The organism is Plantactinospora sp. BB1, assembly GCF_003030385.1.
Taxonomy (GTDB): Bacteria; Actinomycetota; Actinomycetes; order Mycobacteriales; family Micromonosporaceae; genus Plantactinospora.
Genome location: NZ_CP028159.1, coordinates 1,518,631 through 1,532,436, shown reverse-complemented (window position 1 = coordinate 1,532,436; position 13,806 = coordinate 1,518,631). Strand labels below are relative to the sequence as shown.

9 protein-coding genes are annotated in these 13,806 nt (G+C 73.2%); 6 read left to right on the top strand and 3 right to left on the bottom strand.

The window, feature by feature from the left end; genetic code table 11:
• Positions 1-115 precede the first annotated feature (115 nt).
• Complete coding sequence (locus C6W10_RS06440) at positions 116-1,291, bottom strand: acyltransferase (RefSeq protein ID WP_159104490.1); 1,176 nt, start codon at positions 1,289-1,291, stop codon at positions 116-118.
• A gap of 169 nt (positions 1,292-1,460) precedes the next feature.
• On the opposite strand from C6W10_RS06440, the gene C6W10_RS06435 reads away from it, so the two are divergent.
• The 6 genes from C6W10_RS06435 to C6W10_RS06410 all read left to right on the top strand — a co-directional run bounded on the left by C6W10_RS06435 (position 1,461) and on the right by C6W10_RS06410 (position 11,362).
• Positions 1,461-3,059, top strand: a complete 1,599-nt coding sequence (locus C6W10_RS06435) for a glycosyltransferase family 4 protein (RefSeq protein WP_107257250.1) — start codon at positions 1,461-1,463, stop codon at positions 3,057-3,059.
• A gap of 178 nt (positions 3,060-3,237) precedes the next feature.
• A complete protein-coding gene (locus C6W10_RS06430; RefSeq protein ID WP_369937968.1) occupies positions 3,238-4,872 on the top strand; it encodes a glycosyltransferase family 4 protein in 1,635 nt (544 codons plus the stop codon).
• A gap of 16 nt (positions 4,873-4,888) precedes the next feature.
• Positions 4,889-6,460: a glycosyltransferase gene (locus tag C6W10_RS06425; RefSeq protein WP_107263717.1), complete on the top strand. Its 1,572-nt coding sequence runs from the start codon at positions 4,889-4,891 to the stop codon at positions 6,458-6,460.
• A gap of 5 nt (positions 6,461-6,465) precedes the next feature.
• Positions 6,466-7,749, top strand: a complete 1,284-nt coding sequence (locus tag C6W10_RS06420; protein WP_107257249.1) for a nucleotide sugar dehydrogenase — start codon at positions 6,466-6,468, stop codon at positions 7,747-7,749.
• A 53-nt stretch (positions 7,750-7,802) separates the two neighbouring features.
• Complete coding sequence (locus C6W10_RS06415; protein WP_107257248.1) at positions 7,803-9,146, top strand: glycosyltransferase; 1,344 nt, start codon at positions 7,803-7,805, stop codon at positions 9,144-9,146.
• Between the two features lie 2 nt (positions 9,147-9,148).
• A complete protein-coding gene (locus C6W10_RS06410; RefSeq protein WP_107257247.1) occupies positions 9,149-11,362 on the top strand; it encodes a glycosyltransferase in 2,214 nt (737 codons plus the stop codon).
• An 89-nt stretch (positions 11,363-11,451) separates the two neighbouring features.
• Here C6W10_RS06410 and C6W10_RS06405 read toward each other — a convergent pair whose 3' ends face one another.
• Together C6W10_RS06405 and C6W10_RS06400 are read right to left on the bottom strand one after the other, a co-directional pair.
• Positions 11,452-11,994: an acyltransferase gene (locus tag C6W10_RS06405; protein ID WP_107257246.1), complete on the bottom strand. Its 543-nt coding sequence runs from the start codon at positions 11,992-11,994 to the stop codon at positions 11,452-11,454.
• A 44-nt stretch (positions 11,995-12,038) separates the two neighbouring features.
• Entirely contained in the window at positions 12,039-13,661 is a 1,623-nt protein-coding gene (locus tag C6W10_RS06400) for a hypothetical protein (RefSeq protein WP_107257245.1), read from the bottom strand.
• Between the last annotated feature and the right edge of the window lie 145 nt (positions 13,662-13,806).

Below are 13,806 nucleotides of genomic sequence, written 5' to 3'. Positions count from 1 at the left end.
GCTCACCATCCCTCGCCTCGGGCCCGGCGTACCTGTTCGGTGGCTCCGGCGGCGACGCTAACACGCCATCGTCCGGACAGAACCGAACGACCCGGCAGAGGTGGGGCGAAACCGCTCAAACGATGGCGCGTAGGTACGGCACCCGGGCGGCGCCGAGCGAGGCCGCGAACGAGACGACCAGGATCACCAGGTACGCGCCGAGCATCAGCGGCAGCGAACGCCCCTCGGCCACCCCGGGAACGGTCTGCCGGAGCAGCTCCAGCACCAGCAGGTGGACCAGGAACACCCCGAAGGAGGCGTCGGAGAGCCGGACGAGGAGCCGGCCGGACCGCTCCGACGGGGTGACCCGGGCACCGATCCCGACGGCGAGCAGGAAGAGGCAGATCGCCGCGGCCGCCACCGTGCCGCCGAGGTAGCCGACCGGCAGGAGCGTCTGGAGCCAGCGGTGTTCCGGCGAGACGCCCCACTGCCAGACCGCCTCGGCCATCAGCAGCACCGCGAGCACCCCGGCCAGCAGCAGGCCGCGCCGGCCGAGCACCACCCGGTGCAGCGCCCAGCCGGCCAGGAAGTATCCGACGTACGGCCACCACATGGTCAGCGCCCCGAGGTGGATCGGGCGGGGGGCGCCGATCATGGTGGCCATCGCGGAGACGGCGAAGGTGACCAGGGTGAAGGCCATCGCCACCCCGGCGAGGATCATCGCCCGGCGCCGCCCGCCGTCGGACAGGAACGCCGCCAGCACCGGGGCGACCAGGTAGAGCCCGGCGATCAGCCAGAGGAAGTAGAGCGCGGTGAAGACCCTGGCGTCCATCAGGTTGCGGGCCAACAGGGTCGGGGTCAGCTCCTCACCGCGCCAGAGCATGCGTACCCCGACCAGGTAGACGAGGTGCCAGACGACCAGGGCGGGGACGATCCGGACGAAGCGCTTGCGGTAGAAGGCGACCGGCCCCGCGGCGTGTGCCCGGGGCGCCAGGGTGAGCGCGCCGCTGATCATGACGAAGACGGGTACGGTCCAGGTCGCACCGAGGTCGATGGCGGCGGCGGTCCACCAGCTCAGGGTGTGCCGCAGGTCGTCGTGTCCGAGTACCAGCCCGATCACGTGGATCGCGCCCACCCCGCAGACGGCCAGCACCCGGAGCGCGTCCAGCCCGTACTGCCGGACCGGCCGGCCGCCGCCCGCCGCGACGCCAGCGGTGACCGGGGCGTCGGCGGGGGGTGTCGGGGTGGATGCGCCGGTCTCCGTCACGGAGGCGCCCTGGGTCGGCAGTTCCGGTTGGGCCGGCATCCTCATCGCGCGAATACTAGTGGTACCGGTGATGCCGGTGAATTCGGCCGAGCCGATGGAATCTTCACCGGTTGCCGTACACTCGTCGCGTCCTCGGGCCCCTTGGAAGGCGGGAAGGCCAAAGATGGTGGTTGACGGCGCGGCCGGGATCTCCGACTCCCGTCGGCGGATTGTCATGTTGGTCGACAACGGGGTCACCGGTGACTCCCGGGTGCAGAAGGTCGCCCGTTCGGCCGCCGAGGCCGGCTGGGACGTCATCCTGCTCGGCTGCTCGCCGACCGGTCAGTCGCAGACCTGGCAGCTCGGCCAGGCCGAGGTCCGGCTGGTGCCGTTCCCGCAGCCGCTGGCGAAGAAGCGGCACGAGTTCCGCAGGGTCTTCCGGCGCGGGCCGCTGGCGTACCCGCCGAGCGGCATCGCCGAGCACCGCGCGCAGTGGGTGCGGGCCTGGCAGGCCGACCTGCGGGTCCGGGCCGCGCAGCTCGCCGTCGCGAAGCACACCGGCGGGCCGGTGCCGCCCGGTGGCGCCCGGCGGCTGCGCCTGGAGGAGCGGGCGGCGGCGGTACTGAAGAAGTGGGTCTCGTTCCGCTACTGGCAGCTCACCAGCGCCCAGCGGGCCCGGCGCAGGCTGGAGGGCCCGATCGACCGCTTCTACACCTGGTTCTGGCCCGCCGTGCAGGGCGACCGAAGCTGGCGGCGGCTGGAGCCCGGCCTCTGGGACTACGAGCTGGCCTTCGGCCCGGTGATCGACGAGCTGGCCCCCGACCTGATCCACGCGCACGACTACCGGATGGTCGGGGTGGGTGCCCGGGCGACGGTCCGGGCCCGGGCCGCCGGCCGGGACGTGAAACTGGTCTGGGACGCCCACGAGTTCCTGCCGGGGCTCAGCTCGGCGACCAAGCGGGGCCGCTGGCTGAAGGCGCACGTCGCGCACGAGCGCGAGTACGCGCCCTTCGCCGACGAGGTGCTGACCGTCTCCGAGGGGCTCGCCGAGCTGCTGAAGGAGTCGCACGGGCTGGCCGAACTGCCCACCGTGGTGATGAACGCGCCGGACGTGACGGTGCGGGACCGGTCGACCGAGTCCGGGGCGGACGAGCCGGTCACGGACATCCGCACCCGGTGCGGGCTGGGCCCGGAGACGCCGCTGCTGGCGTACTCCGGCGGGATCGCCCCGGTGCGCGGCGTCGACGTCATGATCGACGCCCTGCCGACGCTGACCGACGTGCACGTCGCGCTCGTCTCGGTGCCGCCGGGGAAGCGCTCGACCGCCTCGATCGACAAGCTGCTGGACCGGGCCGCCAAGCTCGGCGTGGCCGACCGGGTGCACCTGCTGCCGTACGTCCCGCACTGGCAGGTCTCCGAGTTCCTCTCCACCGCCAACGCCGCGGTGAGCCCGCTGGTGCACCTGACCAACCACGAGATCGCGCTCAGCAACAAGTTCTTCGAGTACTCCCAGGCCCGGCTGCCGATGGTGGTCAGCGACGTGCGGACGATGGCCGCGACGGTCCGCTCCACCGGGCAGGGCGAGGTCTTCAAGGCCCAGGACGTGCAGGACTACATCCGGGCGGTCCGGGCGGTGCTGGCCGACCCGGCGCGCTACCGGGCCGCCTACGACCGTCCGGGGCTGCTGGAGAGCTGGACCTGGGAGGCGCAGGCCCGGGTGCTGGAGGGGGTCTACCGGCGGCTGCTGCCCGGTCGTCCGCCCACCGTGCAACCGGATGTTCCGGGTCACCTCGTCACTACCGGTACGCAACGCACGCTCGAAACCACCGGCTGACCCGAGCGGCCCGCACCGGCGCCACCTGCGGGATCACCCCTCCGGCCGGTTGCCGTCGCGGTGCCGATGATGATCGATACGGGTCGACGGTCACGATCGGCAACCATGGCCGGGATTGCCGTACACTCGCCGGAGTCCTCTGGAAAGCCCCGACCGGAAGGGCAGCGAAGACACAGTCATGGAGTTCGACGGCGCCGCCGAGGCGCGGAGCGCGCGTGGGCGCGTGGTGATGCTGGTCGACAACGGGGTGAACGGTGACTCCCGGGTGCAGAAGGCGGCCCGTTCGGCCGCCGCCGCCGGCTGGGAGGTGATCCTGCTCGGCCGGTCCCCGCACGGGCAGCCGCAGAGCTGGCGGCTCGGCGACGCCGAGGTCCGGCTGCTGCCGATGCCGGATCCGCTCGCCCGGCGCCGCCACGACTACCGGCGCGCCTGGTTGCGCTGGCCGCTCGCCTATCCGCCGAACGGCATCGCGCCGTGGCGGGCCCAGGCGGCCAAGGCCCGCCAGGCCGACCTGCGGTTCCGCGCGGCGCAGCTCACCCTGGCGGCCCGCTCCGGCCGTCCCGACCCGCTCGGGCAGCGGCTGCTCCGGCTGCGGCTGCTGGCGGCCCAGCTGCGCCGCCGCTGGGTCTCGTTCCGCTACTGGCAGCTCACCCGGGCGCAGCACGGTCGCCGGTTCCGCAACCCGTGGGACCGCACCTACACCTGGTTCTGGCAGCGGATGCGCGGCGACGGGGCGTGGCGCCGGCTCGAACCGGGACTCTGGGACTGGGAGCTCGCGTACGGGCCGGTCGTCGACGAACTGGCGCCGGACCTGATCCACGCCAACGACTTCCGGATGCTCGGGGTGGCCGCCCGAGCCAAGATCAGGGCACAGGCCGCCGGGCGGACGATCAAGCTGGTCTGGGACGCCCACGAGTTCCTGCCCGGCCTCAAGCCGTGGCGGGACAACGCCCGCTGGCTGCCGGCGAACGTCGGGCACGAGCGGGAGTACGCCCCGTACGCCGACGCCGTGGTGACCGTCTCCGAGGCGCTCGGCGACCTGCTGCGCGGGCAGCACGGCCTGACCGAGCGTCCGGCCGTGGTCTTCAACGCGCCGGCCGTCGGTGACCGGCCGACCGGGGTCGACGAGCCGCAGCCGGAGATCCGCCGGCTCTGCGGGGTCGGGCCGGAGGTGCCGCTGCTGGTCTACAGCGGCGCGGCGAGCAGCCAGCGCGGCATCGACATCACCGTGGCGGCGCTGCCGAAGCTGCCCGGGGTGCACGTCGCGCTGGTGGTGAACAAGCCGGCCGGCCCGCAGATGCAGGAGGTGCTGCGCCGGGCCGCCCGGCTCGGGGTGACCGACCGGGTGCACGTGCTGCCGTACGTGGCGCACTGGCAGGTGGTGCCGTTCCTCTCCGGCGCCGACGTCGGGGTGATCCCGATCCACCACTGGCCCAACCACGAGATCGCGCTGATCACCAAGTTCTTCGAGTACTCGCACGCCCGGCTGCCGATCGTCGTCAGCGACGTGAAGACGATGGCCGAGACGGTCCGGTCGACCGGGCAGGGTGAGGTGTTCCGGGCCGAGGACGTGGCCGACTACGTCCGGGCCGTGCAGGCCGTACTCGCCGACCCGGCGCGCTACCGGGCCGCGTACGACCGGCCCGGCCTGCTGGAGAGCTGGACCTGGGAGGCGCAGGCCGGGACCCTCGACGAGGTCTACACCCGGCTGCTGCCCGGTTCGGCCCGCGCCGGGGTCGGCTCGCCGACGCCGGAGCCGCTGGCCGGTGCCCCGGGCGGCGACTCCCGGCCGGCCGTCGGGCTGCCGGCGTGAGGACGGCGGTGGTCTGATGGGTACCCCCGACGTCAGCGTGGTGGTGGCGGTCTACAACACCATGCCCTACCTCACGAAGTGCCTGAACTCCCTGCTCCGGCAGAGCATCGGCCGGGACCGGATGGAGATCGTCGCGGTGGACGACGGCTCCACCGACGGCAGCGGCCGGGAACTCGACCGCTTCGCCAAGCTCCATCCGGAGACGGTGAAGGTGGTCCACCAGGCGAACTCGGGTGGCCCGGCCGCGCCGAGCAACCGGGGCCTGGAGCTGGCCACGGGTCGCTACGTCTTCTTCATCGGCGCCGACGACTACCTCGGCGACGAGGCGCTGGAGCGGCTGGTGGCCGCCGCCGACGAGTACGGCTCGGACGTGGTGCTCGGCAAGACGGTGGGGGTCAACAGCCGCAACATCCACCAGGCGGTCTTCGCCCGCAACGAGACCGACCTCGACCTCTTCGACTCGGCGCTGCCCTGGGCGCTGTCGAACACCAAGCTCTTCCGGCGGGAGCTGATCGAGCGGCACGGGCTGCGCTATCCGGAGGACATGCCGGTCGGCAGCGACCAGCCGTTCACCCTGGAGGCGTGCTACCGGGCGAACCGGATCTCCGTACTCGCCGACTACCGCTTCTACCACGCCGTACGCCGGCTCAACGCGCACAACATCACCTATCGCTCCCGGCACGAGGAGCGGCTGCGCTGCGCCGAGCAGTTGGTGGAGTTCGTGGCCCGGCTGATCGAGCCGGGCAAGCAGCGGGACGCGGTGCTGATCCGGCACTTCGCCTGGGAGATCGCCCGGCTGCTGGAGGACGACTTCCTCGGGCTCGACCGGGCGGCGCAGGAGCGGCTGGTGGCCGGCATCCGTACGCTGGCGGACCGCTATCTCACCGACGACATCCGGGACCGGCTGGAGATCGAGGCACGGCTGCGGATCTCCACCGCCCAGCGCGGCACCGTCGACGACCTGCTCGCGGTGATCCGGCAGGACGCCGAGGAGGGCGTACCGCCGACGATCGTCGACGGCGACCGCTGGTACGCCGGTTATCCCGGCTTCCGGGACGCCCGGCTGGAGATGCCGGACCGCTGGTTCGACGTCTCGGACACCGCGGCCGACTGGCTCGCCCGGATGGACGCGGTCGACCTGGCCTGGGAGACCGGCCCGGACGGCAGCCGGGGCCTGACCGTCACCGCGCACACGCCGCGGCGCAACCTGGCCAGCCTCACCTCCGGCCCGATCGGGCTGGCCGCCGGTGACGTGGTCGGCAGCACCCTGGAGACCACCCGGGACGCCGACGGCACCACGGTGAAGGCCCGGTTCCGGGTGGACCAGTTGCTCGCCGGGGTCGGGGTCGGCGGCACCCTCTGCACGGTCCGGAGCCAGTTGACCGCGTTCGGCACCACCGGTTCGAGCCCGCTGCGGATGCCGACCCGGCCCACCGCACCCCGCATGGTCTTCCGGCGCGGGGTCCGGTTCTTCGTCATCACGCCCACCACGAGTCACCGTGGGCAACTTGTGATCGCAATAGCACCTGTCACGCCCCGCCGGGTCATGGCCCAGCTACGGCGCAGGTTGCCCAAGGGAGGAAAGTAGAAGGCATGAAAATCTGCGTTGTCGCTCTGGGGAAGATCGGCCTGCCGCTGGCCGTGCAGTTCGCCGACAAGGGACACACGGTGATCGGTGCCGACGTCTCCGAGCGGGTCGTGAAGCTCGTCAACGACGGCGCGGTGCCGTTCCCCGGCGAGGCCGACCTGGACGTCAAGCTCAAGGAGGCGGTGGCGGCCGGTCGGCTCTCCGCGACCACCGACACCGCGTCGGCGGTCGCCGAGTCCGAGGCCGTGGTCGTGGTGGTGCCGCTCTTCGTCGACGCCGAGGGGACGCCGGACTTCGGCTGGATGGACGACGCCACCCGGGCGATCGCGGCCGGGCTCAAGCCGGGCACCCTGGTCAGCTACGAGACCACCCTGCCGGTCGGCACCACCCGCAACCGCTGGGCGCCGATGCTGGAGCAGGGCTCGGGGCTGAAGGTCGGCACCGACTTCACCCTGGTCTTCAGCCCCGAGCGGGTGCTGACCGGCCGGGTCTTCGCCGACCTGCGCCGCTACCCGAAGCTGGTCGGCGGGGTGGACGAGGCGTCGGCCAAGCGCGGCGTCGAGTTCTACGAGGCGGTACTCGACTTCGACGAGCGCCCCGACCTGTCCCGCCCGAACGGGGTCTGGGACCTCGGCTCGGCCGAGGCGTCCGAGCTGGCCAAGCTCGCCGAGACGACCTACCGGGACGTCAACATCGGGCTGGCGAACCAGTTCGCCCGGTTCGCCGACGGCGTCGGGGTCGACGTCATCAAGGTCATCGAGGCCTGCAACACCCAGCCGTACAGCCACATCCACTCGCCGGGCATCGCTGTCGGCGGGCACTGCATCCCGGTCTACCCCCGGATGTACCTCTGGAACGACCCGTCCGCGACCGTCGTCCGGGCGGCCCGGGAGGCCAACGCCGGGATGCCGGACTACGCCGTCGAGCTGCTCGCCGCCGCCTGGGGCGACCTGACCGACGTCGAGGTGCTGGTGCTCGGTGCGGCGTACCGGGGCGGGGTCAAGGAGACGGCGTTCTCCGGGGTCTTCCCGACCGTCGAGGCGCTGCGCGCCCGGGGCGCCCGGCCGTACGTCTCCGACCCGATGTACACCGCCGAGGAGCTGACCGCGCTCGGGCTGCCCGCCTACCAGGGCGAGCGGGTCGAGGCCGTGGTGGTGCAGGCCGACCACGCCGAGTACCGCACCCTGGCCGAGACCGACCTGCCCGGCGTACGGGTGGTCGTCGACGGCCGCCGGGTGACCGACCCGGCCCGCTGGCCGAACGTACGCCGGATCGTCATCGGCGGCTGAGACCGGTATCCGTCCCCGGCGTCCCCGCCGCTGTCCGACAGGAGTGACTCGCCATCGCCACGCCGTCCGCCCGGGGACGTTCTCGGCCTCCCCGGGTCCTCTATCTGTCGTTCTACTTTCCGCCGAGCCGGGCCAGCGGGGTCTTCCGGGCCCGGGCCACCGCCAACCGGCTGGCCGAGGACGGTTGGGACGTGACCGTCTTCACCGCGCCCCGGGAGTTCTTCGCCGACCACCTCGGCGGGGCCAGCGACGAGACGCTGGAGGCGACCGTCGACCCGCGGGTGCGGGTCGAGCGGGTCAGGCTCGGTGTGCACCACTGGGAGACCGACGTCCGTAAGTTCGGCTTCTTCCGGGGGATGTTCCCGAACGTCAGCGAGCGGATCTACCAGGCCGGGCAGCAGAAGATCTTTCCCGAGCACTACCTCGGCTGGCTGCCCGGCCTGCTCCGCACCGCGCTGAAGCGGCACCTGCGACGCCGCTACGACCTGGTGCTGGCCACCGGCAACCCGTTCGTCTCCTTCGTGGCGGCGTGGGCGCTGGGCCGGATGCTCCGGATCCCGTACGTCGTCGACTATCGGGACGCCTGGACCTTCAACCAGTTCACCGAGGAGCTGATCTTCCCCGAGGGCAGCACGATGATGCGCTGGGAGGCGCGGGTGCTGCGGCACGCGGCGGAGAGCGTCTTCGTCAACGACGGCATGCGGCAGTGGCACGCCGAGCGCTATCCGTTCGCCGCCGACCGGATGAAGGTGGTGCCGAACGGCTGGGAGCCGGAGATCCTCGGCCGGGCGACCTTCCGGGCGCCGGATCCGGAGCAGCCGCTGCGCTTCGGCTATCTGGGTACGGTCACCAACCACATGCCGCTGGACGTGCTCTTCGCCGGCTGGCGGCTGGCGAAGGCGCATCCGCTGCTCGCCACCGCCACCCTGGAGGTGCACGGGCACCTCGGCTTCTTCCCGCACAACATCGCGCCGCTGAAGGCGCGGATCGAGGAGGAGTCGGATCTGGGTGTGCGGTACAGCGGCCCGTTCGGCAAGACCGAGGCCGCCGGGGTGTACGGCCGGACCGACGTGCTGGTCTTCTGCGTACCGGGTGCGAGGTACGTGACCTCCGGCAAGGTCTTCGAGTACATGGCGACCGGCAAGCCGGTGGTCTCGGTGCACATTCCGGAGATCGCCGCCACCGAGGTGCTCTCCGGCTATCCACTGTGGTTCGCCGGCAAGCGGCTGGACGCCGAGAGTGTGGCCCAGTCGCTGATCGCCGCCGCCAAGGCCGCCCGGGATCTCGACGCCGCGACGCACGAGGCGGCGGTCCGGCACGCGGAGACGTACACCCGGGCGGCGACGCTCGGGCCGTGGGAGGCCCGGCTGCGCCGGCTCGCGGAAGGGGCCCGGTGACGATGGCCTACTCGAACGTCCTCTATCTGGCGCTCGGCACCGAGCGGGTCCGGGCCGCGCGCTGGCACGTCGACCGGCTGGTCGAGGGCGGCGCCCGGGTCACGCTGGTGGTGCCGAACCATCCACAGTGGAAGAAGCTGGAGCCCCCGCCCGGGGTCACCGTGCGCAGGCTCGGCGCGACCGAACCACGTGCGGCGCTGCGGGCGGCCCGCCGGCTGCTGCTCGGCCGGAACGGTCCGCTGCGCGAGGTCGACCTGCTGGTGGCCGGCGACCCGCAGGCGCTGCCGGTGGCCTGGGCCGCGCTGCGCCGCCGCCCCGAGCTGGCCGTCCGGCTTGAGCCGGCCGAGGAGCCGGAGCGGCGTACCGGGCTCACCGACCTCGCGGTGGTCACCCCCTGGTACCCCTCGCCCGAGGACCCCGACTCGGAGTTCGTTCCGTCGGCACTGGACGCGGTCGATCCCTCGGTCGAGCGGATCTCGGTGCTGCACACCGAGGAGTGGCCGTACCCGCCGCAGTCGGCGGCCGCGCCGCACATCGACGTGGTGGTCGAGCGGTTCGGTCCGAAGTGGAGCCTGCCGGTGGTGACGGACGCGCCCCGGGGTGAGCTGACCCGGGTCGCGGTGCCGAACCCGGTCCAGTCCCGGGCCTTCGCCGAGCAGGCCGAGGCGAACCTGCGGGCGCTGGGGGCCGCGCTGCCCACCGGGCGGATCGAGGCTCCGCTGGTGCACGCGTACGGCGGGCTCGCCGGTGGGCTGCCGGCCGTCCGGCTGGCCCGGCCGGATGCCCGGGTGGTCGTCTCCGAGCAGTCGGAACGCCTCTCCGAGCTGCTCGCCCAGCCCGCCGCGAAGAAGCTCTACGCCGAGCTGCTCGGCCGGGTGGCGGCGCTGCTCTGCGTCAACCCGCAACTGCGGGACCTGGTCGCCGCCCAGTTCCCGCAGTACGCGGAGAAGCTGCACGTGCTGCCCTACCCGGTGGACCCGGACCGGTTCCCGCTCCGGCCGACCCCGCCGGGCAACCTGCTCCGCTGGCTGCACGTCGGGGAGCTGCCGGACGAGCGGGCCGTCCGGGCCCTGCTGGCCGGCTTCGCCCGCAGCGTCGGCGCGGAGCCGGAGGCGACCCTCACCGTGGTCGGCGCCGGTGCGATGGCCGGGACCGTCCGGGCGCGCGCCCGCGACCTGGACATCGCCGGCAGGGTAACCCTCCGTCCCGCCGTGCCGGCGGAGGAGTACCCGGCGCTGCTGCACGGGCACGACCTGCTGGTGCACCTGGGCCGGCACGACACCTTCAGCACGGTCGTCGCGGCGGCCGTCGTCACCGGACTGCCGGTCTTCGCCACCCGCAGCCCGGGTGCGGAGGACGTCCTCGGCGGTGTCGAGCCGGCCGCCGGCCTCCTGGTCGACCTGACCAACGATCCGAAGGTGGTCGTCGAGGGCTTCCGGGAACTGCGCGAACGGCTCGGCACGCTCAACCCGGCAGCGGCCCGTACCGCCGTGCTGGCCCGGTACGGCCGCCAGGCGGTCGCGGCGGCGCTGCGCCGGCACCACGGCCTGGATCAGGAGCCGCTCCCGGCCTCGGCACCCCTCGCGGAGCCCGTCGGTGCCGGGGTGCCGGCGCCGGCCGGGAGCCGCTCGGGGCAGCTCCCGGGACCGGTCCCCGGGGACGCCGACCGGGTGGTCGTGGTGGCGATCAGCGCCGGCAACGTACGCCGGAGCAAGGCCTTCACCCACTCGGTGGTGGCCCGGGGCATGCAGGTCGACCTGATCACCGCCGACCCGGGCGCGGCGAACCGGGTGGGGCTGGGGCACAGCGTCCGGATCCACCCGCTGGCCGGGCACGAGGAGCGCCGCCCGCTGCTCCGGGCCGAGCGGTTGCTGCTCCGCAAGGCGCCCGGCAAGATCCTTTCGGTGGCCCGGAGCCGGACCCGGCGGATGTCGGCGCTCCGGCCGGAGCTGACCGTGGCGGTCGCGCAGTGGGCGCACAACCGGGCGGCGGGTGCCTTCCACCAGAAGGTGTTCAACCGGGGCTACCAGGTGGTCCGCCCGCTGGTGCTGTGGCGGATCGCCCGGCGCCAGGCGGTGCCGAAGCTCGACCTCGGGCGTACCCGTCGGGTGGTGGTCTCCGGGGTCGACGGCGTGACCATCGGTTGGAAGCTCGCCCGCCGGCACCCGAAGCTGCCGGTCACCACCTCGCTGGCCTGGGCGGACGACGAGAGCTGATCGGGCGGAGCCGCCACCGGACCGGTATGCCCGGCGGGCGGGATACCACCGGGTCGTCACGATGACTCGGTGGTATCCCACCCGGAGGACTACAGGTCCGGCGGCGGGTTCTCCCGGTCCCGGGAGACGACCTGGCCCTTGACGTCCACCCAGCCGAGCGGGCGGGCCGGGTTGCCGGCCACCAGCTGGTGCGGCTTGACGTCCTTGGTCACCACCGAGCCGGCGGCGATCATCGCGTACTCGCCGATCTCGATCCCGCAGATGATGGTGGCGTTGGCACCGATCGAGGCGCCCCTGCGGACCACGGTCGGGGTGATCTGCCAGTCCGGGTTCTGGGCCCGTGGCCGGAGGTCGTTGGTGAACACCGCGCAGGGGCCGACGAAGACCTCGTCCTCGATCGTCACGCCCTGGTACACGGAGACGTTGTTCTGGATCTTGACCAGGTCGCCGACCACGACGTTCGCGTCCACGTAGACGTTCCGGCCGATCACACAGTTCGCGCCCACCCGGGCGGTGGAGCGGACGTGGGCGAGATGCCAGACCTTGCTGCCGTCGCCGATCCGCGCACCCTCGTCGACCTCGGCCGATGGGTGCACGAAGACCGTGTCGGGGAGGGCGGGAGGCTCGTTCATCGCTTGAGTCACGGCTTCGCAGGATACGGGAGTCGTCCGGCCGGTCAGCCCGGGGGACGCAGGGTCGACTCCGGCAGGTAGACGATGTGCCGCCCGACCCGGGTGACCCGGGCCGGCACGCCCGAGCGGCGCAGGTGGGCCTGGAACGCGGCGTCCGCGGGCGCGCCGGCCTCGAAGACGAAGGCCGGCCGGTCGGCGGCGCGGACCCGCCTCGGGTACGCCGGATAGCGGTCCTGCCCCGGCCGCAGGTCCTCGCCGAGCACCGCACAGGCGACCCGTTCCCGGGTGACGAACACCAACCGGTTGCAGGTCCAGTACTCGGCGTAGACGGCGCTGACCCCGGCCCGTTCCAGGGTGCGGGCGAGTTGCCGCTGCTGTCCCTCCTCGGCCCGGATCGTGCCGATCTCGCCCAGCAGGTGTCCGGTGGTGCCGAGCAGCAGCACCACCAGCAGGGCGAGCAGGGCGGTGCCGACGATCCCGGCGAGCCGGGTCAGCGGGCCGGCGGCGAGCTGCCCGGCCCGGCGGGCGACGAGCCAGAGCGGCCAGAGTACGGCGGGCAGGGATATCTGCAGGATCGACAGGTACCGGGCGCTGGCCAGCGGTGCGCTGCCGGCGAGCGAGCTGCGGGCGTACGCCGCCACGGTGAGCGCGGCGCCGAGCACCAGGGCGAGCTGCGCGGCGTAGCCCACCCGGGCCGGGGTACTGGCACCGGCCCGGACGAGTCCGACCACCGCCAGTGCCCCGGCGGCGAGCAGCAGCGCCAGGTAGAGCCCGCCCCAGGACATCTCCACGGCGTCGCAGCCCTCCGGGCGGCAGAGTCCGGTGGCGAGCGGGATGCCGACCAGCAGCGCGCCGTGCAGCCGGGCGGTACCCGGGGTCGCCTCCGCCTCGCCCTCGCTGACCTGTCGCAGTACCGAGATCGAGTCCTGGCCGGCAGGCGCGGTGAGGTTGTCCACCAGCAGCGGCGCGACCCCGAGCAGGAACCCGGCGACCAGTACGGCGCCGGCCGGCCCGAGCAGGTCCCGCCAACAGCCGACCAGCAGGACGCCGAAGGCGACCACCAGGTACGGCAGGACCAGCCAGTCGTCCCAGACGCAGAGCCCGGTGACCAGCCCGAAGAGCCCGAAGAGCCCGAGGGTCCGGAGTCGTCCCCGGTCCCGTCGCCGGCCGAGGGCGAGCGCGATCAGCAGCAGGCCCAGCACGGCGGGCTTGACCTCCGGCCGGCCGCCGACGGCGGTGATCTGGTCCCGGATCACCCGTTCGCCGCCGAGCGCGAGTATCCCGACGGTGAAGGTGGCCAGCCAGGGGGAGTAGAGCCGCCGGGTGAGCCGGTACGCCAGGTAGCCGAAGGCGGCGTAGAGGAAGAGCAGGGGGATCCGCAGCGGGATCCAGCCGGCGCCGAAGAGCAGGAAGAGCGGCGCCGCGAGGTAGCTCTGCACGGTACCCATGTAGTGCTGGCCGTAGAGGAAGACCGGCAGTTCGCGGCCGTCGGCGATGTGCAGCGCGGCGAGCCCGAAGGTGGCCTCGTCGCTGTTGGAGCCGGGCACGGTGAGCAGGATCAGCGCGAGCCGGTAGCCCAGGCCGAGCAGGCCGAGGCCGAGCGCCACCGCGCCCGGCCGGTCGAGTGCTCGCCACCGCCGCGCCGCGCGCGGCACCGCCACCGACACCCCCGCGCCCCCGTCGCCGTCCCGCCTCGAAGTCTCGCACGGTGCCCAGCGCCAGAGGCCCGGATCGGCGCAGGTCGCACCGGTTCCACCCGGTCCGCGGGGCCGGTCCGGGAGCCCGGTCCGGGAAGCTTCCCGGCGGGTTAGT